Below are 20,242 nucleotides of genomic sequence, written 5' to 3' on the forward strand. Positions count from 1 at the left end.
GTTGCGCCACCCGAGGCCCTGTAGCGCCGAGCCCGGCGTCTTGCCCGCCCCTGTTGGCGGCGTCAGAAACTGCGAATAGTCGCGTGTAATCGGCCCACTCCCCGCCCTCCGCGCCCCAATCGGGCCGGATACTTCGGTTTAGCGCTCCCGCGCCCCTCGCGCCAGTGCTTCAACCTCAGCCGAACTCTTCCAGCAGCGCCGTAACCTCGCGGTTCGGCGCGCCATAGCTGACCACGGTCACATCCAGCCCCGCATTGCGATAAAGCCCAAACGCCCGCCGCATCGCTTCGGTGATCCACCATGTTTCATTGCCAAAGGCCCCGCCGCCAAGCAGCGTCAAGAACACCGGCACCTCCAGCCGCGCCGCCAGCCCCAGCGTGATCTCATAGGCCTCTTCCAGCACCAGCCGCGCAAACAGCTGCCACGCGCCCGCCCCGCCATAGGCCACCGGCAGAGCCGAGCAATAGACCTGGTGCACATCATGCCCGCCGCGCTCCAGCGTCACCTCCGTATCGCGCTGCAAGCCAACCTGCAGCCGCCCGCGAAATGCATTAAACTGCCCCCGCAGCCGCTCTTCCACGGCCTCCAGCCCGCCCGGGCGTGGCAGCGCGTAGCCGTTGCGCATCTCCCAAAGCGCCCCATCCTCATTGCCAAGCGCCCGCCCCAGCGGTTCCAAGCAGTCAATCTGCCGCTCGCATTGGCCGACATGCCCACTATGCTCCACAAAGTAGTTCCGCCAGATCGTCCCGGCGGCACAGGCCATCGCACAGGCCGGCCCCTGCGTGCGGTCCCACTGATAGCGGGTGATCCCATCCGCCGGGCTCACATCTGGCCCCACCATCTCCAACAGGTTGAACTGCGAGGCCACCTGAAACAGCGCACCCGGATGGGCCAGATGCAGCGCCTGCGCATCCCCGACCACTTGGGCAAACCGGCTACGCCCGCGCTCCGGCACCGGCCCCAAATCGGCCGAGGTCACCAGTTCCAACACCCCGGGTCGCATCACCCGCCCGTTCACCACCGAGCGCAGGTGGCCATCCTCCACCACCAGCTTTTCGCGCACCTCCTCCGGCCCGCGCTCCGCAAACCCCGTCAACGCCTCAAAAAAATCCATCCAGCTCCCTCCAACGCAAAAGGGCCACCCAAACGGGCGGCCCTTCGCTAGATCAATCCGGCAAAGCTCACTCGTCTTCGAGCTTGTCCACCGCATCCTTCAGCTCGTCCTTCGAAACTTCCTTCTCGGAAACCTCAGCCAGCTCAAAGATGTAATCCACAACCTTGTCTTCGAAGATCGGCGCACGCATCTGCTGCTGTACCTGCGCGTTGTTCTTCACGAACTCGAAGAACTCGCGCTCCTGACCGGGATACTGACGCGCCTGCGCCATGATCGCCTGAGTCATCTCGGCGTCAGACACTTCGATCTCGTTCTTGCGGCCCATCTCGGCGAGCAGCAGGCCAAGGCGCACCCGGCGGGCGGCGAGGGTCTTGTGCTCTTCGGTGGTCTCGATCTCGGGGTGATCGTGGCCCTCAACCTCGGGGTTTTCCTCGTGCCACAGCTGATGCGCAATCTGCCCGGCCTCGGCCTCCAGCAGGGTCGGCGGCAGCTCGAAGTCCACCAGCTTGTCCAGTTCGTCCAGCAGCGTGCGCTTCATCACCGCGCGCGAGGCCCCGGCGTATTCCGCTTCCAGCCGCTCGCTGATCTGGCCCTTCAGGGCTTCCATATCCTCAGCGCCGAACTGCTTGGCCAGATCGTCGTCAAGCTTGGCCTTGGCAGGCTTCTTCACTTCCTTGATCTTGCACTCAAACACGGCGGCCTTACCGGCCAGATGCTCGGCCTGGTACTCCTCTGGGAAGGACACTTCCACGTTCTTCTCGTCGCCAGCCTTTACACCCACCAACTGCTCTTCAAAGCCGGGGATGAACTGGCCCGAGCCGAGCGTCAGCGGAAAGTCTTCTGCCGCGCCACCCTCAAAGGCCTCGCCGTCAACCTTGCCGAGGAAGTCCATCAGCACCTGATCGCCGTCCTTGGCCGCGCCCTTCTTGGTCTCAAACGACTTGGCCTGCTCGGCCAGCCCTTCCAGCGCCTCGGTCACGGCGGCCTCATCGGCCTTGACCACGAGCTTCTCCAGCTTCACGCCCTTGAGGTCCACATCGGGGATCTCGGGCAGCGCTTCATAAGACATGGAAACGACAACATCGTCGCCCTCTTTCCAGTCTTCATTGGTCATTTTCACTTCAGGCTGAAGCGCCGGGCGGTCGCCGCTCTCTTCAAAGTGCTTTTCCATCGCGCCGTCGATGGTTTCCTGCATGGCTTCGCCCAAAAGGCGCGGGCCAAACTGCTTCTTCAGGAGGGCCATCGGCACCTTGCCCTTGCGGAAGCCTTTCATCTCGACGTCGGGGCGGGCTTCTTCGAGCTTGCCGGTCACCTTCGCATCCAGCTCACTGGCCGGAATGGTGATTTCGTAGCCGCGTTTCAGCCCTTCGTTCAGGGTCTCGGTGACCTGCATTCCTGCATCCTTCTTCGTATAAGCACCGCAACCCCCTCGGTGCCCGAGGGGGTGATAAATCAGGCGCCTTGTATGTGCAGCATTGCGCCGATGCAACCACATTCCCGCAGCAGCCACGGGCCGGGCCCAAGCGCCTCCGGCGGCGTTTCGCTCACAAGGCGGGCTTTCAAAAAACTGTAGGCTCCCGGTCACCCTCCCGTCATCGCCCGGGTGGAGCGTCCCGGCACCGCGCAGAGCGCAGTCACCAGCATCGCAGCACACGCCAGAGGACAGATATGCCCAAGCTTCACTCCCTTTCCCGCCGCAACCTCCTGATCGGGGGCTCCGCCCTCGCTACCACCCTCGCCATGCCCGCGATCTCCCGCGCCCAGAGCCGCCCGATCTTCACCCACGGCGTCCAGTCGGGCGATGTCGATGCGTCGTCCGGCATGATCTGGACCCGCACCGACCGCCCCGCCAAGGTGATGATGGAAGTCGCCACCACCGAAAGCTTCTCCAACGCCCGTCAACTCGCCCCGATGAACGCCCTGCCCGGCTCCGACATGGCGATCAAGCGGCTGGTCGAGGGCCTGCCCTCCGATCAAGACATCTTCTACCGCTTCACCGCGATGGACCTTTCCGACGTCAACGCCACCTCCGAGCCGCTGGTGGGCCGCTTCCGCACCGCGCCCGCCTCGCGCCGCTCGGTCAAATTCGCATGGTCGGGCGACACGGCCGGTCAGGGCTGGGGTATCAACGAAGACGGCATGGCCTGCTACAGCACCATGGCCTCCTACCAGCCCGATTTCTTCCTGCACTCGGGCGACACCATCTACGCTGACGGCCCGCTGGAAGATGAAGTCACCGATGAGAGCGGCGCCGTGATCTGGCGCAACACGGTCAACACCGACGCCAAGCGCAAGGTCGCCGAAACCCTCGATGAGTATCGCGGCCAGTGGCTCTACAACATGATGGACGAACACGTGCTGGCGATGAACGCCGAAGTGCCCACCTTCTTCCAGTGGGATGACCACGAGGTCATCAACAACTGGTCCTCCTCCCGCTCGATCATGGAAGACGAGCGCTACTCGGAAAAGAACATCCACGTCCTCGCCGCCCGCGCGGCCCAGGCCTTCCACGAGATGGCGCCGATCCGCTACACCCCCGCCGAGCCGGGCCGCGTTTATCGCAAAATCAGCTACGGTCCGATGCTCGACATCTTCTTCCTCGACCTGCGCAGCTATCGCGGCCCGAACACCGACAACATGCAGGATGAGCTGACGGATGAAAGCCGCATCCTCGGGGCCGAGCAAATGGCATGGCTCAAGCGTGAGCTGACCAACAGCCGCGCCACATGGAAGGTCATCGCCTCCGACATGCCCATCGGCCTCGTTGTCGGCGGCGGCGCCGAGGCGGTCGCCAATGGAGATAACGGCCCCGCCAAGGGCCGTGAGCTGGAGATCGCCAATCTTCTGCGGTTCATCAAGGCGGCGGAGGTCAAAAACACCGTCTGGCTCACCGCCGACGTGCATTACACCGCCGCCCACCACTACAGCCCCGACCGCGCCCAGTTCCAGGATTTCGCACCCTTCTGGGAGTTCGTCTCCGGCCCGGTCCATGCCGGCACCTTCGGCCCCAACGATCTCGACATGACCTTCGGCCCCGAGGTCCGCTACGTGAAGGCGCCCGAGGCCGGGCAGGTCAACCTGCCCCCCTCCGCCGGGCTTCAATTCTTTGGTCTGGTCGAGATCGACGGCGCGACCGAGCAGCTCACCGTCCGCCTGATGGACCGGGCGAACACCGAGCTCTGGGCCACCACGCTCGACCCCGAGCGCGTTTAAGCGCTCAAACTCAAGGGAGCGGCCTCGCCAGAGGCCCCTCCCGCCACCCGCTATCCGCCCACGGTCACAAACGGGCCCCAAGCCGCGGGATGCGCGTATCGCGCACGCGCCGGGCTGTCGATCATCTCCAGCATCACCCGCCGCAGAGCCCGCGCACCCGCCGCAGGCCCCGGCTCGGCTTCCGCCATCGCTTCAAACATGCCCGTGGTCAGCTCCACCGTCGCCAGTGAATCCACCGCCCAGTGGCTGACCAGCAATCGCCGCGCTCCAGCATAAAGAAAAGCCCGCGCCAGCCCCGAAAGCCCCTCTGCCCCCTCGCCGCCCGGCCCCAAGGCGGTGTTGCAGGCCGAGAGCAGCACCCAATCCGCGTCGAGGTCCAGAACCGCGATCTCACTGGCGCTCAAAAGCCCGTCAAACCCGGCCCCCGGAGCCGCCAATGCCAGCGCCGGCTCCGAAAGCCCCGCCGCCTCCCCGCCCAGCAGCCCGTGGGTGGCAAAGGCCAGCACCCGCGCCGCACCAAGGCGGATCGCACCGCCCATCTCGGCCTCTCGCGCCGCTTCGCCGGTGACAACTTCCCCCGCGCCACCTGCAACGGCTTGGTTGAGCGCCTCAACCTCGCCCACCGATTCCGGCAATCGCGCCAGCTGAAGCCCGGCGATATCCGCGCCAAAGGCCGGGTCTGCGATCCCCAGAAACGGCAGCGCCCCCGCGCTCGCGCCAGCCTCTCTCCGCAATGCCCTGAGAGACGCGGGCAAGGGTAGCGTGGCAAAGGCATGATGCCGGATCGCCCAGTCGATCTCGCCCCAAGCGGCCCCGTCGTCCGCAGGTTCGGCTACCAGCACACCCAAAGGCAGCGCCTGAAACGCACCATCAGGCACCGCGAGTATCACCGCTCCCTCCGGCACAAAACCCACCGCTGCCCCCAGCGCAGCCCGGTGCAGGTCATGCGCCGTGGCCGGATTAAAGGCGGTCGGTGGGGCTTCCGCAGCCTTCAGGGCAACCGCAGAGCGCTGCGGGCCAGATGGGTCCAGCGCCCGCCGCAACTCGCGCACGCCCCCGCTCACCTCCTCCTCCGTCACCGCCCGGCGCTGCCAGACAACCGTCTCTGGCGTCACGATAAACACATGAAAGCCCCGCGCCGTCTGCAATTGCACCAGCAGCGCCTCGTTCTCACCAAGCAGATCCCGCGCCTCCTCCAGCCCCAAGGGCTCCGGCGCAGCGCTGCTCTTCCATTCCGGCGCCGCCTCGGCCAGCGCGGCCTCGATCCGGTCCAGCTCCGCATCCACAGTCGCCACCTCGGCCTGCCCCACCGGCCCCCGCGCAACCAGCGCCTCGCGCCGCGCCAGCACCGCATCCCTGTCTCGCACCAACCGCCCAACCTCGCCGCCCCCTGCGGCCAGCCGCGCCGTCATCGCCTCAATCGCCCGGCCCGCCGCGCTCTGGCGGGCCGATTGCATCATTCCAAAGGCCTCATCCAGCCTGTCCACCCAGTAATCGCTTGCATCCAGCGGTACATAGCCATCGGTCTCGCGCCACGGAAAAACATAGGGGCCTTTCTGATCAAACCCCTCCACATGCGGCGCGCCCATCGGCCCAATCGGCGGGCGTGCCTCCATCTGGTCATAGAGGGCATCAACACCCCCCTCAAAGAGCGTTGCATAGGCCTCAAGCTGTCGCCGCGCCTCCGCGCCCAGCCGCGACGGCACGGCCTCAACCTGCCCCCGCGCCACCTGCGCCGCACTATAGGCCAGCCCAGAAACGGCATCAGGCCGGTCATGCGGCGCATCCAGCCCAACACGCGACAGTCCGCCAAGCGCGGCGGCCAGCTCGCTCAGCGTCACATCCGCCCGCAATCGCACCGCCTGATAATGCGCCCGCGCCGCATCAAACTGCCCCTCAGCCTCCAACATCCGCGCCAGATCCAGCCGCACCCCGGAGATCAACCGCCGCCCATAGCCATCCTGCGCCATGGTCTCGAAATCCAGCAAAGCCTCCGGCACCTGAAGCGCAGCCACAGCGGGCCGCGCGCCTTCCGGCACCTGCGCCACAACCTCCACAAGCATCGCCATCAACTCCAGCAGATCGACCATATCGGCATGCTGGTACTCCGCCCCCGGCGCCGGGCGGAACGTCTCGATCAACGGGGCCAGCGCCTCCAACTCCGGCACGCCCTCCTCCGTCAGCAGCACCAGCGCCTCCATCAGCGCGCGCCGCTTCGGCCCAAGCCCGCCATCCGCCAGCGCCGCCTCCGCCTCCTTGCGGGCAAACTCTCTCCGCCCCAATCGCCAGTCTGCCAGCGCCGCCAAAGCAAGCAGCCCGGCGCGGCTGTCACTGCCCGCCGCCTGCGCCATATAGCCTTCCCGCGCCGTGAGAAGATCACCCCGGTATTCCCGCATCCGAAGCGGCAGCACCCGCAGCACCGCGCCCCCCGGCTGGGCGATCATCGGCGCGAGCGGGCCAAGCAGCGCCTCCGCCTCCGTCACCCGCTTGCCGCCATCCGCCACCCAAGAGGCCCGCGCCTTCGCATGCACCTCAAACAGCCGCATCCGCGCCCGCGCCGCATCGTCAAACCGCGCCGACCAGCCCGACATTTCCATGAAATCCGCCGCCTGCTCATAGGCCACGCCCGCCTGCAAAAAGAGCCCAAACCCCGAAAGGATCTCCCCGCGCAAAAAAGCCATCTCCGGAATACGCTTCGTCAGCATCGGCTGCCGTGCACCCGCCTCATCAAGCCGCGCCAAGGCCGCGCTCGCCTGTCCGGCCGCGTGATGGGCCAACACCAATGCAAGGTAGATGTCCGAAAGAAGAAACGGGTCTTGCACCCCTTCGGCATCATACCGCGCCACCAGCTCACCCAACCGCACGGCGGCGGCCGGGGCATCCTGCGCAATCTGCCCATAGGCCGCGCCCAGCTCTTCGTAAATTGATCCCTCCGCCCGCGCCCCGCCCGCCAGCAGCACCACAAGCGCCAATGCGGCAAGGCCGCGCGTCAATGTCAAAACAGTCATCCCCATGCCCCAAGGCTATCAGCGCCCCGGGCCGTGCTAAAGACCTGCCATGGAAGAATTGCGGTGCGGGTGGAGGGACTTGAACCCCCACGCCTTGCGGCGCCAGAACCTAAATCTGGTGCGTCTACCAATTTCGCCACACCCGCTTTCCGTGGGAGCGGTATCTAACAGTGCCTCTCGCGGCACGAAAGCCCGAAAATGCAGATCACCCCTCGGAAAATAGTGGCCATCAACAGTTTCTTTACGCTAGCGTGAAAGAAAAACGAGGCAGTTTCAAAAGAGCACCCCATGTCTGATATGAACATGGGAGGCCTGCGCCGGGCAGCGCAGGTGTTCACTCCCGATCTCGGGCCAGCGGGCATATCCGCGTCCGCCCGGATTCTCACCGCCCGTGGCGAGCGCCGTCTTGGCGAGTTGGAGCCCGGTGACAGGATCGTGTCGCGCAGCTCCGGCATGGTCCGGCTCGCAGGCCTGTCGCGCTTCACCTGCGATGTCATCCCGATCGCGCTGGCCCCGCATGCCCTCGGCAACGGAAAGCCGTCTGATCTCGTCCACGTCACCCCGGCGCAAAAGCTGCTGCTGCGCGACTGGCGCGCCAAGCTGCTTTACGGCAGTTCCGCCGCCCTCGCCCCTGCCGCCGCGCTGGTCGACAATGGCTATATAACCCGCACGCCCCGGCTCAAGGGGATGGAGATGGTAACGCTGCTCTTCGACGCGCCCGAAATCCTCTACATCGGCATGCTCGAATGCGCCTTCGAGCCGGACGAGGCCGCCCAAGCCGCCTGACCGCCGCTCCACCCCGTAGGGTGCGCATTCATGGCGCACCTTCCCCGGCCTCCAGCCGCGCCAAGACGCGCGGCAACATCTCCGGCAAATCCTCCGCAATCAGCCCCGGCCCAAACGCACGTGCACACTCCACATGCAGCCATGCCGCCGCTTCCGCAGCCTGCATCGGCGCAAATCCCCGCGCCATCAACCCGGTGATGAACCCCGCCAGCACATCCCCCGCCCCCGCCGTCGCCAGCCAGGGCGCCGCCCGGTCATAAACCGCCGCATTCACCGAACATTCCCCATCCGGCCCCGCAATCACCGTATCCGGCCCCTTGAACAGCACCACGCAGCCCGCCCGCGCCGCCGCCTCCCGTGCTGCATCCACCTTCGAAAAGGCCGGGCCGGTCACCGCCGGGGCCGCCAGTTTCTCGGCAATGTCCGGAAAGAGCCGCGCGAACTCCCCGCCATGGGGCGTGAGCACACAGCCCTCGTGCAGGATTGCAAACAACGCCTCCGGTTCATCCGCAAAGGCCGTCAACGCATCCGCATCCAGCACCGTAGGGTGGGCAATCTGCCCACCACCCCGACCAAGACCCACCGGCACCATCTCCCGCGCCCGCTCAATCCCCAACCCCGGCCCAAGGCACATCGCATTGATCCGCCCATCCTCCAGCACCCGCGCCAGAGTCTCTGCGTCTCCCACCGCCTGCAACATCACCGCATCAAGCCGCGCAGCATTCTCCTGCAACGCCCCCGGCGTCGGCGCCACCGTCACCAACCCCGCCCCGATCCTCAACGCCCCCCGCGCCGCCATCCGCGCTGCGCCACCCTTGCCCGCGCCGCCTGCGAGGATGAGGGCATGGCCGTGGGAAAACTTGTGTTCTCCCTCCTTCGAGAGGCCGCGCAGGGTATCGCTGCCAACAGCCCGCACCGTCACAGCCCGATCCCCTTGATAGCCAGCTTGCCGCAGCCCCTTGGTCCTTCCGCCAGCAGATGCCCCAGCTTCGCGCCGTGGAACGTCACTGTTAGATTCGCCGTCGCACAAACATCAAAGGGGTTATCGCCCGCCATCCCTAGGTAACGCCCGCTGTCGGCACACAGCCCACTCGGAACATCCACCGCCACGACGCGCGGGCTATCGCCCTTCCGCCACATCGCCTGCCAGCTGTTCAATTCCATTTCCACCCGCGCCAGCCCTTCAAGAGAGCGCGACAAGCCGGTGCCAAAAAGCGCATCAACCGCAAGCGCCGTCCCCGGGTGATCCTCGGCATAGCCGCCGATGGAGTCATTCGACAGTGCCCGCACCTCCCCCATCTCCCCCCACCGCTCATAATTCACCCGCGCATCCGGCGGCAGCTTCCCGGCGTCCCCATACAAGAACACCTCCACCTCCCAGCCCCACTCCCGCAGCAGCCGCGCCACCACGAACCCATCGCCCCCATTGTTCCCCGGCCCGCAAAGCACCACCGCGCGGAAACTCCCAGCCGCCAGCTCAGGCCATTCCTCAAACACCGCCTCCACCACGCCCCGCCCGGCGCGTTCCATCAGCTCCAGCCCGGTGGCCTCCCCGGCCTCGATCGCGGCCTGCTCGATGGCGCGCATTTGTGCAGATGTCAGAAGTTCCATGCGCTCTCCGCCCAAAAAGTTTCCAAACCGCCCATGTGCAAATCGACTTGCACATTTTTTCATCACACCTGAGAATTCCCCCGAGACGCTCACCCGCCCGTGAGGCGGCCCCGTTGCCGCCCCCTGCGATAAGTGTTCTCACCCCTAGCGGAACGGACATCAAGGGAGTCGGTCTGTCATGAAAAAGATCGAGGCAATCATCAAACCCTTCAAACTCGACGACGTGAAGGAGGCTCTCCAGGAAATCGGCGTCCAGGGGCTTTCAGTCATCGAGGTCAAGGGCTTCGGCCGTCAGAAGGGCCACACCGAGCTTTACCGCGGCGCCGAATACGTCGTGGATTTTCTGCCCAAGGTTAAGATCGAGGTCGTGCTGGCCGATGACCAGCTCGACGGCGCGATCGAGGCGATCACCACTGCCGCCAAGACCGACAAGATCGGCGATGGCAAGATCTTCGTCTCAACCATTGAGCAGGCCATTCGCATCCGCACCGGCGAAGACGGCGAAGACGCGCTCTAAGCGCCCGGCCGCATCGCCCGAGAAACTTTCAGCAAGGAGAAAGAGAAGTCATCATGAGCAACAAGGACGTTCTCAAGACAATCAAGGATGAAGACGTCGAATACGTCGATATCCGTTTCACCGACCCGCGCGGCAAGCTTCAGCACGTCACGGTCATGTCCGATCAGGTCGACGAGGACTTCCTCGATGAGGGCTTCATGTTTGACGGCTCCTCCATCGCTGGCTGGAAGTCGATCGACAAATCCGACATGAAGCTGATGCCCGATGGCTCCTCGGCCTACATGGACCCGTTCTACGCCGAGAAAACCCTCTGCCTGCACTGCTCCGTTGTCGAGCCCGACACCGGCGAGGCCTACAACCGCGATCCGCGCGGCACCGCCCAGCTGGCCGAGGCCTACCTCAAGTCCACCGGCATCGGTGACACCTCCTACTTCGGCCCCGAGGCCGAGTTCTTTCTCTTCGACGACGTGCGCTTCTCCGTCGAGATGAACAAGGTGAGCTACCAGGTGGACGCAGGCGACGCAGCCTGGAACACCGACGCTGAGTTCGACATGGGCAACATGGGCCACCGTCCCGGCATCAAGGGCGGCTACTTCCCGGTCAACCCGATCGACGACGCACAAGATCTGCGCTCCGAGATGCTCTCGACCATGAAGCGCATGGGCATGAAGGTCGACAAGCACCACCACGAGGTGGCCTCCTGTCAGCACGAGCTGGGCCTGATCTTCGACTCGCTCACCAAGCAGGCCGACGAGCTTCAGAAGTACAAATACGTCATCCACAACGTGGCCAACGCCTACGGCAAGTCGGCCACCTTCATGCCCAAGCCCATCGCGGGCGACAACGGCACCGGCATGCACGTCAACATGTCGATCTTCAAGGATGGCAAGCCGCTCTTTGCCGGCGACAAATACGCCGACCTCTCCGACGAGGCGCTGTATTACATCGGCGGCATCCTGAAGCACGCCAAGGCGCTCAACGCCTTCACCAACCCCTCGACCAACAGCTACAAACGCTTGATCCCGGGCTTTGAAGCTCCGGTTCTGCGCGCCTACTCCGCGTCCAACCGCTCGGGTTGCGTGCGTATTCCGTGGGCCGAAAACCCCAAGGCCAAGCGCGTCGAGGCCCGCTTCCCCGACCCGGCAGCCAACCCCTACCTGTGCTTCTCGGCTCTGCTGATGGCCGGCATCGACGGGATCAAGAACAAGATCCACCCGGGCGAAGCCATGGACAAAGACCTCTACGACCTGCCGCCCGAAGAACTCGCCGGCATCCCCACCGTCTGCGCCTCGCTGCGTGAAGCCATGACCGAGCTGGAAGCCGACATGGACTTCCTCACCGCCGGCGACGTCTTCACCAAGGACCAGATCGAGGGCTACATGGACCTCAAGTGGGAAGAGATCTACGCCTACGAGCACACCCCGCACCCGGTTGAGTACAAAATGTACTACAGCTGCTGATCGCGGCAGGGACAATGAAACAAGAAAGGGGCGCTCCACGGGGCGCCCCTTTTGCTTTCCCCCTTGCGCCTCAGATCGCTCTCCGTTTCCATATGCCCTCGACTAAACAGACCAAGGCCCCCAATGCCCAATTGGCTCAAAGCACTTCTCCCCGGTGCCCGCCCCAAAGCCCTCCCCACCGATCGCGCCGAGCAGAACGTCTGGGTCAAGGCCCGCCACCGCGAATGGCAACTGGCCTGGCATGATCTCTTCGACCAAGACCCGGCCCTGACCGCCGAAGGTAGCCACCGAGACGATCCGCTGCCCGACGATCTGATGCAGGACAACCGCCTGATCCACGAGTATTCCCGAGCCACCCCGGAAACCCGCCGCGCCTGCCTTGCCCTGCTGCCCCTCGGGGCCGAGCTCTTCCGCCGGACGGAGGCCTTCCTCTCCGCAGCGCCCCAACCCCTGCCCGAAGCCGAGGCCCGCGCCCGCATTCCGGCCATCGCCGCGCTGTTTGAAGAGATCGGCCCCAACGAAGAGGTGGATTTCACCCAACTGACCGTGATCGAGCGCTGGACGCAGGAGGGCGAGGCCGCCATGCGCCGGACCAATGACATAACCATCCTGCTCGAAGGCAACCTCTTGGCCTCCACGCCGCCCGAAGCCCTTCCCGGCCAAGCGGCATCGTTTTTCCTCTCAGAGCCGCTTTACGCCGCAGCCGGCAATTTCTACACGCCTGGCGAGTGGATCTGTGCCCCCCTGCACGGCCAAACAGAAGATCGCCTCCACACCGCACTCTATGAGCTGTGGCAAGGCGGCTGGCAGCTCAGGCTGGCCAACGACGGTATCGCGCTCGCCCGATACGTCCGATAACGGCCGCACCGCCTCCTCCACTGGCCTCCCCGACCGCGCCATGGCACCCTCGCGGCATCCAAAACGCGAGGTACGCCAATGCTCCACCTCCTGCTCGTCGGCTCCCGCCCCGACGTCATCGCCCAAACCTGCGCCGCCCTCGCGACCCGCGCCCATTGCCACCCGGCCACCACGCTCGCAGAGGCAAAGGCCGCCATCGCCGCCCACCCGCTCGATGCAGTCATCATGGGTGCAGGCACCCCCATGGCCGAGCGCCTCGCCATCGCGGAAGCTGCGCTCACCGCCCACAAGGGCTGCGCCGTGCACCTGAAAGACAAATCCTCCGGCCCCGCGCGCTTCACCCACTGGGTCGAGGGGCTCATCGCCTTTCACCACGCCATGCATGGGTAACTCCGCCATCCCCAGCCGCGCCTCTGCCCTCACCTCGCCCAACTAACGCCAGATTGCTCCGGCATCACGCGGGCCAAGCAGTGAACCAAAAGAGGCACACAACATGCCCCTCCCCAGCCGGACCGATGCCGCGCTTCTCTATCCCGCCCCGCCGGAGGTGGATTTCGAGGGCATTGCAAACAGTGTCAAAGAAATCATGGCACCCTCCGGCATTGATCTGCAGACCACCATGCACAAGCCCGGCCAAGGCGCGAAACTCGAGGCCGAGGGACTCAGCCTCACCCTTGCGCAGGCGGGCAAACGGCTCACCGAGAGCCGCCTCACCAAGGCGATGGCCTCCGAGTATACCCGCCTCACCGGGATGAACGCGGGCGAGGATGTCGCGGCCCACGGTGCCTTCATTGCCGTGGTGGCCGAGGCCAAGGGCTTCGAGGCGGGCAGTCAGGACACGTTTGAAACCCTGCTCGCCCTCACCCAGATCGCCGCCAGCCACATCGCCATCGAGGCCGAGCCTCTGACGGTCCACTGGGGCCAGTCCGACCAGCTCTTCTCGCCCGAGCGCTTCCTTGCCATGGCCGATGTGCTGTTTCCGTTGCCGCTGTTCTGCCACCCCCGGCCCTTCTCGTCGGGCCGCGTGGCCGAGGGCACACAGGTCATCGGCTTCCGCCTCGATCACGCCGAAGAGGTGCTTGGCCGCCCGCTGCTCTTCCGCGAGGCCCCGGCCCGCCTGCCCTACCTGCTCGACCGCGCCTATGCCTTCATCGACCACTGCCGCGAGGCTGGCCGCATCCTTGGCGAAGGGGCCCAGTTCGGTGCCGGGCCCGGCGAGGTGATTGCCGTGGCCATGAAGCCGCCGTCAGAGGAATATCCCCAAGGCCATATCGAGCTGACCTTGCGAGATCGCGAAGGCGTTTTTCAGCTGCAACCCGAAGGCGCGCATAACCCCGAGGGCATGGCCGACGCCCGCCCCGAAAGCGCCCCCTCCGGCCCCCTGCCCACCGGCGGCAAAACCGGCAACGCGGTGGATGACTTTTTCTCCACCCCCGACGCCGCCGCCCGCGAGCGCATCGGGCAGGCCGGCACCGGCGGCGGCATGGGGATGAGCGGCCTTGGTGGCGGTGGAGGCGGTGCCGCCGCCATAAGCGCCCCGGACGGTCTGGAAAAGCTCCGCGAAGCCTCCCGCGAACGGGTCGAGCGCGACAAGCGCAAATCTCAGGCCCACGTCAAACAGGTGCAATGGGTCGGCTTCCTCTTCGGCGCTGGCATCCCCGGCTGGCAAACCGCCGCCACCTCGCCCGGCATGCAAAAGTTCATGCCCTGGCTCGCCGCCTTTGCCGTGGCCCTCGTGCACCCCATCGCGGCCTTGGTCATCATCGCCACCCACCTTGCACGCCCGCTGCCCTACTACGTCTACGGCGGCATCGCCCTGCTCGTGGTTTTCGGGGCCAGCATGACGGGGGCCGACCCCGCGCTTGGCTATATGGATATCTTCTCGCTGATCATGGGGGGTGAAGTCTCACTCTTCGGCGGCGGCTCCGGGTATGAACCTAACAATTTCGTCCAGCGCGACCAGTATGAATCCTATGGCGAAACCGGGGGCGGCATTGGCGCACTCCTCGGGGGCATGTTTTAAGCGATAGGCCCCCGCACCCCCTACCGTCCAACCAAAGCCCGCTGCGCCGCGCTCAGCGCCGTGGCCTCCACCACCGTCGTGTGGATGGAAAACAGCGTTGCCCCCGTCTGCGGCATCCGGATCAGCGCCTGCCGCTCGCTTCGGAAATATCGCGCCTCGGGCTCCCACTTCGTCTCCGCCACCTCCGCACGCGGATAAAACAGGCTCGGGTCAGAGTGAAAATGCCCATTGGCCCGCCACAGGCCTCGCCCCGGTTTCAGGGCCATCATCATCCGCTCCACCCGCATGTTCAGCTCCTCGCCATACACCTCCACCGGCGCGTGAATGCGCAGCATCGCCCGGCCCATCTTCTCCGCCAGCACCCAGCGGGACGGAAAGCACAGCACGGCCCCCACCAGCACCTGCGCGCCTTCCCGCGCCTCAAGCAGGCAGATATCCTCGGTAATCAGCCGCCCCAAACTGTCCAGCGGATCTTCCTCATCCACCTCCACCCGGCGGCCATCCGGGCAGCGCACGCTCCGCCCCTCCACATGCCACGCGTCCCGGCCAGCGATATGCGCCAGCACCATCTCCAGCGCCTCCAAAGCCACCGGCTCGCGCCCTGCCTCCAGCGCCACAACCTCGTCGCGCCGCTCCGCCAAAAGCCGCTCCCGCTCGGCCATCTGCGCCCCATAGGCCTCATCGACCATGAGCCACCGCTCCATATCCAGCGGCGCCGCGCCCGGCAGCCGCCCAAACCCCGGTGGCAACGCGCCCAACCGCTCCTGCAAGATCACGCTCATCTCCACACGCCTCTCTCGCCGCCGCTCTTACGCGGGCGGCCCCGGCAAGTTTCCGCCATAGCCGCTTTGTGACTTGGCCATTTACAGCCCACCGATTAACCTGTCGCAGACGTCATTTTCACGAGGTATTTTCCGATGTTCAAACCCTTCCTTGCCGCTGCCCTCCTTGCCCTTGCGCCAGCCGCCGCATCCGCCATCGGGTGCGGCAAAAACGCGAATGGTTTCGAAGCCTGGAAGGCCGACTTTGCCAAGGTGGCCCAGCAAAACGGCGTTGGCCAGCGCGGCCTGCAAGCCCTCGCGCAAACCAGCTACGCCAAACGCACCATCGCCGCCGACCGCAACCAGAAGAGCTTCAAATACTCCCTGCAAAAATTCATGCAGGTGCGCGGCTCCAACACCATCATCGCCCAAGGCAAAAAGCGCCGCGCCCGCAATGCCAATTACTACAATGCTCTCGAGTCCCGCTACGGCGTGCCGGCAGGCATCATCATCGCGATCCACGGGATGGAAACAGCTTTCGGCAATTACATGGGCGATTCCAACGTGCTGAACGCCACCGTTACGCTGGCCTACGACTGCCGCCGCCCGGCCTTCTTCCTGCCCCACGCCATCGCCGCGCTCAAAATGATCGACCGCGGGATCATGTCCCCCAATGCCATCGGCGCCAAGCACGGCGAGCTGGGCCACACCCAGTTTCTGCCCGGCAATGCGCTCAAATACGGCGTGGACGGCAACGGAGACGGGCGTCTTGATCTCAACAACCCGTCCGATGCTCTGGCCTCAACCGCCAACTACCTGCGCGCCAAGGGCTGGAAGCCCGGCCAGCCCTACGGTGAAGGCACCCACAACTTCCGCGTCCTGAAGGAATGGAACGCCGCCACCGTCTACCAAAAGAGCCTCGCCATCATGGGCAAGGCCATCGACGGCTGATCGGATTAGGCGCACCCCCGTAGGGTGGGCAATCTGCCCACCCCGCCCCCCGCGCTCACGGCGCAACCAACTCCATAACCACCCCAAAGTGATCCGAACCAAGCTGTGGCCGGATCACCGTCCGCCCGGCCCAGCCTTCCGGTGCCAGCACATGGTCGATCGGAAGCCATAGCTTGCCGCCAAACTGCTCAATGCTCAGCCGCGCCCGCCCCATGTGCCGCGCGCCAATCGCCTCCTCCACCCGTGCCATCGCCCCTGACCATGGCACCATGTTGAAGTCTCCCCCCAAAAACACCGGCTCCTCCAGCGCCGCCAGTTCCGGCAGGGCCTTGGCCAGATGCGCGTGTTGTGAATGGGGCGCAGGCCAGTGCAAGTGCAATGACACCAGCCAAACCGGGCCACCCGGCGCATCCACCTGCATCCCCGCCCAGCCATAGCCGCACCGGCGTTCCAGCTCAGGCCAGCGGGCCATCACCGCCTGCCCCCCAACCGCCGAGAATGCGCAATAATGCTGGCCGGGGTAGCGCTCTGCCAGCGCCGCCATCACCGCCTGGTTCTCCGCATCCACTTCCTGAAGCGTCACCATATCCGGCCCGACAGCTTGGATATCTTCCAACAGCGGTGCCACCGAAGGCATCCGAAAGTTCATGTTCTTCTGATAGATCACCAACGCCGCCGCGCCGCCGGGCTCAGGCCGCCACTTGTCCCACCCCACCGGGGCAAGCGCCGCCAGCACGACCAGCCACAGCGCAGCAACCCAGCGCCACGTCAGTGCGCCTGCAGCACCGCACAGCACCAGCCAGACCAGCCCGCCAAGCCCCACCCAGCTGCGCGCGACCGCCAAACTGTCGCCCCAAGCCCACCAGCGCCCGGCAAAGCTCGCCCCGAGGGCCAAAAGCCCCAAAACCACCACCACCCGCATCACTGCCCGCATGCCCGTCCCCTGCCTGTGTCTCCCGCAGCCTTTACCGCGCCCATCGCCCCGCATTAACCCCAAATCAAGGTTAACGCGCGCCCGCCCCGATTTTCTTGCACCCACCCAAACCTCGCCGCCGCGCGCACCCGCCGAGCCCGCGCACCCCCACTGGACATCCCGCCACCTCACCGCCACTCTCCGCGCCAAAGGAGCACCCATGTCCCCCCGCAAGATCATCATAGATACCGACCCCGGACAGGATGACGCCGTGGCCATCCTGCTGGCCCTCGCCTCTCCCGAGCTGGAGGTTCTCGGCGTCACCGCCGTCGCCGGCAACGTGCCGCTCGCGCTGACCTCGCTCAACGCCCGCAAGGTGGTCGAACTCTCCGGCCGCACCGACGTGCCTGTCTTCGCAGGCTGCGAAAAGCCACTGGCCCACAGCCTCACCACCGCCGAGCACGTCCACGGCAAAACCGGCCTCGACGGGGCCGATCTGCCCGCGCCGCAGCTGCCCCTGCAAAGCGCCCACGCGGTCGATTTCATCATCGAAACGCTCCGGGCAGAAGCACCGGGCACCGTCACCCTCTGCCCGCTCGGCCCGCTCACCAACATTGCCACCGCCCTCCAGCGCGCACCCGACATCGCGCCAAAGATCGCCGAGATCGTGCTGATGGGCGGGGCCTACTTCGAGGTCGGCAACATCACGCCCGCCGCCGAGTTCAATATCTACGTCGATCCCGAAGCCGCTGAAATCACGTTCAAATCCGGCGTGCCAATCACCGTCATGTCACTCGACGTCACCCACAAAGCCCTCGTCACCCGCCCCCGCCACGCCGCCTTTGCGGCGCTCGGCAATGCCGCTGGCGAGGCCGTGGCAGGCTGGGTCGGCTTCTTCGAGCGCTTCGACGTGGCCAAATACGGCTCCGAGGGCGGCCCCCTGCATGACCCAACCACCATCGCCTACCTGCTCAACCCAACCCTCTTCACCGGGCGGCACATCAACGTCGAGATCGAAACCCAAAGCCCGCTCACCCGGGGCATGACCGTGGCCGATTGGTGGGGCGTCACCGATCGCGCACCCAACGCCACCTTCATGGGCACCATCGACGCGCCCGGTTTCTTCGCCCTGCTCACCGAACGTCTGGCCCGCCTGCCATGAGCGCCCAGATCCACCTCGCCGGCCCTGATGACGCCGATCGCGTGCTCTCCATGGTCGCCCGCTTCCATGAGGAATTTGACCTCGACCTCTCCGACGAGCACCGCGCCAGCGCTGTCCTGCCGCTGCTCGAGGGCAACCCGCTCGGCGCGATCTACCTGATCGGCCCGCGCCGCGCGCCGGTCGGCTACATCTGCGTCTGCTTCGGCTGGGCCATCGAGATGGGCGGTATCGACGGCTTCATCGACGAATTCTGGATCCGCCCCTCCGTCCGTGGTCGCGGCATCGGCGCCGAGGCCCTCCACAAGCTGCTGCCCGCACTGGCCGCCGCCGGGGTTCGCTTCATGCACATGGAGGTCGACCGCGATGACGAGAAGGCACAACGCCTCTATCGCCGCTCTGGCTTCGAACTGCGCGAGCGCTACGTCCTGATGTCAAAGGACCTCAGCAAACCCCTCAAGGCATGACCCTCCACCTGCCCCTGACCCAAAGCTACACCGCCCTCGGCCCCCGCTTCTTTCATGCGCAGGAGGCCGAGCCCGTCGCTGCGCCCGAACTCCTGCTGCTGAACGAGGCGCTGGCCCGCGACCTCGGGCTCGACCCCGAGGCGCTGAAATCCCCTGAGGGCGTGGCCCTGCTCTCCGGCAATGCGCCGCCCGCCCAGCACAGCCCCATCGCGCAGGTCTACGCCGGGCACCAGTTCGGCGGCTGGTCGCCCCAGCTTGGCGATGGCCGCGCGCTGCTTCTGGGCGACATCGAGACGCCCAATGGCACCTTTGACCTTCAGCTCAAAGGCTCCGGCCGCACCCCGTTCTCCCGCTCCGGCGATGGCCGGGCATGGCTCGGCCCGGTGCTGCGTGAATATATCGTCAGCGAAGCGATGCACGCCCTCGGCGTTCCCACAACCCGCGCCCTCGCTGCCGTGGCCACGGGCGAAACCGTGCGCCGCGAGGCCCCGCTGCCCGGCGCCATCCTCACCCGCGTGGCCGCCAGCCACATCCGCGTCGGCACCTTCCAGTATTTCGCCGCCCGCAACGATGCCGACGCGCTGGAAGCGCTCGCCGCCTTCGCGCTGCACCGCCACTACCCTGAGGCAGACGGGCCAATGGGCCTGCTCGCCGCCGTCGTCCAAGCACAGGCGCAGCTCGTCGCCCACTGGATGTCCCTCGGCTTCATCCACGGCGTGATGAACACCGACAACATGGCGATCTCGGGCCAGACAATCGACTACGGCCCCTGCGCCTTCATCGACAGGTATCACCCGCAAACCGTCTATAGCTCGATCGACCGGATGGGCCGCTATGCCTATGATCAGCAAGCCAATATCGCCGGTTGGAACCTCGCCCAGCTCGCCTCTGCGCTCCTGCCCATCATGGGCGGCGAAGAGGCCATTCCCGAGGCCACGGCCTGCGTCAACACCTTCCGCGATAGCTATCAGGCCGCCTACCTCGCCCGCTTCGGCGCCAAGCTCGGCCTTGCCACGCCCACGCCCGATGACCTGCCGCTCATCACCGAACTGCTCGAACTCATGGCGCAGGAAGAGGCCGACTTCACCAACACCTTCCGGGCGCTGAGCGAAGGCCACAATCCCCTCCCCGAGAGCCTGCCCTTCGCCACATGGCACGCAAAATGGCAGGCCCGCGCGCCCTCCCAAGAGGTCATGCTGCGGGCCAACCCGGCCATCATCCCGCGCAACCACCGCATAGAAGAGGCCATTCAGGCCGCCGTGTCAGGGGATCTCGGCCCATCCGCCCGGCTGATCGCGGGGCTGGCGCATCCATACAACCCGCCCGAGGGCAGCGAAGACCTCCGCCTGCCGCCCGAACCCCACGAAGAAATCGAAGCGACCTTCTGCGGCACCTGAAGTC

General features: G+C 65.9%; 16 protein-coding genes, 1 tRNA gene and 1 pseudogene. 11 read left to right on the plus strand and 7 right to left on the minus strand.

Features of this window, described 5'->3' with window-relative positions; all coding sequences use genetic code 11:
• Positions 1-175: 175 nt before the first annotated feature.
• Entirely contained in the window at positions 176-1,114 is a 939-nt protein-coding gene (locus tag ACXAG6_RS13205) for a hypothetical protein (protein ID WP_475338164.1), read from the minus strand.
• Between the two features lie 67 nt (positions 1,115-1,181).
• The gene (gene tig / locus ACXAG6_RS13210; protein WP_140014252.1) at positions 1,182-2,507 is read right to left on the minus strand and encodes a trigger factor; all 1,326 of its coding nucleotides are present in this window, start codon (positions 2,505-2,507) and stop codon (positions 1,182-1,184) included.
• A 275-nt stretch (positions 2,508-2,782) separates the two neighbouring features.
• Between tig and ACXAG6_RS13215 the strand changes: the two genes are divergently transcribed.
• On the plus strand, positions 2,783-4,327 hold the full coding sequence (locus ACXAG6_RS13215) for an alkaline phosphatase D family protein (RefSeq protein WP_475338165.1): 1,545 nt from the start codon (positions 2,783-2,785) through the stop codon (positions 4,325-4,327).
• A 50-nt stretch (positions 4,328-4,377) separates the two neighbouring features.
• Here the strand turns inward: ACXAG6_RS13215 and ACXAG6_RS13220 are convergent, their stop codons facing one another.
• Positions 4,378-7,335: a CHAT domain-containing protein gene (locus ACXAG6_RS13220; RefSeq protein ID WP_475338166.1), complete on the minus strand. Its 2,958-nt coding sequence runs from the start codon at positions 7,333-7,335 to the stop codon at positions 4,378-4,380.
• Between the two features lie 64 nt (positions 7,336-7,399).
• A tRNA-Leu gene (locus tag ACXAG6_RS13225) sits at positions 7,400-7,481 on the minus strand.
• Positions 7,482-7,623: 142 nt separating this feature from the next.
• Between ACXAG6_RS13225 and ACXAG6_RS13230 the strand changes: the two genes are divergently transcribed.
• Positions 7,624-8,121: a Hint domain-containing protein gene (locus ACXAG6_RS13230; RefSeq protein WP_475338168.1), complete on the plus strand. Its 498-nt coding sequence runs from the start codon at positions 7,624-7,626 to the stop codon at positions 8,119-8,121.
• A 28-nt stretch (positions 8,122-8,149) separates the two neighbouring features.
• On the opposite strand, the pseudogene ACXAG6_RS13235 reads toward ACXAG6_RS13230, so the two are convergent.
• A pseudogene (locus tag ACXAG6_RS13235) lies at positions 8,150-9,732 on the minus strand (NAD(P)H-hydrate dehydratase).
• A 178-nt stretch (positions 9,733-9,910) separates the two neighbouring features.
• On the opposite strand from ACXAG6_RS13235, the gene ACXAG6_RS13240 reads away from it, so the two are divergent.
• The 5 genes from ACXAG6_RS13240 (at position 9,911) to ACXAG6_RS13260 (ending at position 14,590) form a co-directional block, all read left to right on the plus strand.
• The gene (locus ACXAG6_RS13240) at positions 9,911-10,249 is read left to right on the plus strand and encodes a P-II family nitrogen regulator (protein ID WP_140014247.1); all 339 of its coding nucleotides are present in this window, start codon (positions 9,911-9,913) and stop codon (positions 10,247-10,249) included.
• 53 nt (positions 10,250-10,302) lie between these two features.
• On the plus strand, positions 10,303-11,709 hold the full coding sequence (gene glnA, locus ACXAG6_RS13245; RefSeq protein ID WP_475338169.1) for a type I glutamate--ammonia ligase: 1,407 nt from the start codon (positions 10,303-10,305) through the stop codon (positions 11,707-11,709).
• A 123-nt stretch (positions 11,710-11,832) separates the two neighbouring features.
• Positions 11,833-12,567 carry a hypothetical protein gene (locus ACXAG6_RS13250; RefSeq protein ID WP_475338171.1) on the plus strand — a complete coding sequence of 245 codons (735 nt, stop codon included), beginning with the start codon at positions 11,833-11,835 and terminating at the stop codon, positions 12,565-12,567.
• A 78-nt stretch (positions 12,568-12,645) separates the two neighbouring features.
• Positions 12,646-12,957 (plus strand): hypothetical protein, encoded by a 312-nt coding sequence (locus ACXAG6_RS13255; RefSeq protein ID WP_140014244.1) that lies wholly within the window; start codon positions 12,646-12,648, stop codon positions 12,955-12,957.
• A 103-nt stretch (positions 12,958-13,060) separates the two neighbouring features.
• The gene (locus ACXAG6_RS13260; RefSeq protein ID WP_475338172.1) at positions 13,061-14,590 is read left to right on the plus strand and encodes a hypothetical protein; all 1,530 of its coding nucleotides are present in this window, start codon (positions 13,061-13,063) and stop codon (positions 14,588-14,590) included.
• Between the two features lie 20 nt (positions 14,591-14,610).
• On the opposite strand, the gene ACXAG6_RS13265 is transcribed toward ACXAG6_RS13260, so the two are convergent.
• Positions 14,611-15,372 (minus strand): heme-dependent oxidative N-demethylase family protein, encoded by a 762-nt coding sequence (locus ACXAG6_RS13265; RefSeq protein WP_475338174.1) that lies wholly within the window; start codon positions 15,370-15,372, stop codon positions 14,611-14,613.
• A gap of 135 nt (positions 15,373-15,507) precedes the next feature.
• On the opposite strand from ACXAG6_RS13265, the gene ACXAG6_RS13270 reads away from it, so the two are divergent.
• Positions 15,508-16,302 (plus strand): lytic murein transglycosylase, encoded by a 795-nt coding sequence (locus tag ACXAG6_RS13270; RefSeq protein WP_475338175.1) that lies wholly within the window; start codon positions 15,508-15,510, stop codon positions 16,300-16,302.
• A gap of 55 nt (positions 16,303-16,357) precedes the next feature.
• Here ACXAG6_RS13270 and ACXAG6_RS13275 read toward each other — a convergent pair whose 3' ends face one another.
• Complete coding sequence (locus ACXAG6_RS13275) at positions 16,358-17,236, minus strand: endonuclease/exonuclease/phosphatase family protein (protein ID WP_475338176.1); 879 nt, start codon at positions 17,234-17,236, stop codon at positions 16,358-16,360.
• A gap of 199 nt (positions 17,237-17,435) precedes the next feature.
• On the opposite strand from ACXAG6_RS13275, the gene ACXAG6_RS13280 reads away from it, so the two are divergent.
• Genes ACXAG6_RS13280 through ACXAG6_RS13290 form a run of 3 tightly spaced genes read left to right on the plus strand, consistent with a single transcriptional unit; the run spans position 17,436 to position 20,238 of the window.
• The gene (locus ACXAG6_RS13280) at positions 17,436-18,377 is read left to right on the plus strand and encodes a nucleoside hydrolase (protein ID WP_475338177.1); all 942 of its coding nucleotides are present in this window, start codon (positions 17,436-17,438) and stop codon (positions 18,375-18,377) included.
• Positions 18,374-18,841, plus strand: coding sequence for a GNAT family N-acetyltransferase (locus tag ACXAG6_RS13285; protein ID WP_475338178.1), 468 nt, complete (start codon positions 18,374-18,376; stop codon positions 18,839-18,841). The genes ACXAG6_RS13280 and ACXAG6_RS13285 overlap by 4 nt, the downstream gene beginning before the upstream one ends.
• Positions 18,838-20,238, plus strand: coding sequence for a protein adenylyltransferase SelO (locus ACXAG6_RS13290; RefSeq protein ID WP_475338180.1), 1,401 nt, complete (start codon positions 18,838-18,840; stop codon positions 20,236-20,238). The genes ACXAG6_RS13285 and ACXAG6_RS13290 overlap by 4 nt, the downstream gene beginning before the upstream one ends.
• The last annotated feature ends 4 nt before the right edge of the window (positions 20,239-20,242 follow it).

The organism is Vannielia sp. ABF1_015, from assembly GCF_056160745.1.

What these genes read in the sequence shown, in the direction of transcription:
- ACXAG6_RS13220 (WP_475338166.1), bottom strand. Translation starts at nt 7,335, where the DNA reads ATGACTGTTTTGACATTGACGCGCGGCCTTGCCGCATTGGCGCTTGTG.
- ACXAG6_RS13215 (WP_475338165.1), top strand. Translation starts at nt 2,783, where the DNA reads ATGCCCAAGCTTCACTCCCTTTCCCGCCGCAACCTCCTGATCGGGGGC.
- ACXAG6_RS13205 (WP_475338164.1), bottom strand. Translation starts at nt 1,114, where the DNA reads ATGGATTTTTTTGAGGCGTTGACGGGGTTTGCGGAGCGCGGGCCGGAG.
- ACXAG6_RS13290 (WP_475338180.1), top strand. Translation starts at nt 18,838, where the DNA reads ATGACCCTCCACCTGCCCCTGACCCAAAGCTACACCGCCCTCGGCCCC.
- ACXAG6_RS13260 (WP_475338172.1), top strand. Translation starts at nt 13,061, where the DNA reads ATGCCCCTCCCCAGCCGGACCGATGCCGCGCTTCTCTATCCCGCCCCG.
- ACXAG6_RS13280 (WP_475338177.1), top strand. Translation starts at nt 17,436, where the DNA reads ATGTCCCCCCGCAAGATCATCATAGATACCGACCCCGGACAGGATGAC.
- ACXAG6_RS13270 (WP_475338175.1), top strand. Translation starts at nt 15,508, where the DNA reads ATGTTCAAACCCTTCCTTGCCGCTGCCCTCCTTGCCCTTGCGCCAGCC.
- ACXAG6_RS13240 (WP_140014247.1), top strand. Translation starts at nt 9,911, where the DNA reads ATGAAAAAGATCGAGGCAATCATCAAACCCTTCAAACTCGACGACGTG.
- tig (WP_140014252.1), bottom strand. Translation starts at nt 2,507, where the DNA reads ATGCAGGTCACCGAGACCCTGAACGAAGGGCTGAAACGCGGCTACGAA.
- ACXAG6_RS13265 (WP_475338174.1), bottom strand. Translation starts at nt 15,372, where the DNA reads ATGAGCGTGATCTTGCAGGAGCGGTTGGGCGCGTTGCCACCGGGGTTT.
- ACXAG6_RS13250 (WP_475338171.1), top strand. Translation starts at nt 11,833, where the DNA reads ATGCCCAATTGGCTCAAAGCACTTCTCCCCGGTGCCCGCCCCAAAGCC.
- glnA (WP_475338169.1), top strand. Translation starts at nt 10,303, where the DNA reads ATGAGCAACAAGGACGTTCTCAAGACAATCAAGGATGAAGACGTCGAA.
- ACXAG6_RS13285 (WP_475338178.1), top strand. Translation starts at nt 18,374, where the DNA reads ATGAGCGCCCAGATCCACCTCGCCGGCCCTGATGACGCCGATCGCGTG.
- ACXAG6_RS13230 (WP_475338168.1), top strand. Translation starts at nt 7,624, where the DNA reads ATGTCTGATATGAACATGGGAGGCCTGCGCCGGGCAGCGCAGGTGTTC.
- ACXAG6_RS13275 (WP_475338176.1), bottom strand. Translation starts at nt 17,236, where the DNA reads ATGCGGGCAGTGATGCGGGTGGTGGTGGTTTTGGGGCTTTTGGCCCTC.
- ACXAG6_RS13255 (WP_140014244.1), top strand. Translation starts at nt 12,646, where the DNA reads ATGCTCCACCTCCTGCTCGTCGGCTCCCGCCCCGACGTCATCGCCCAA.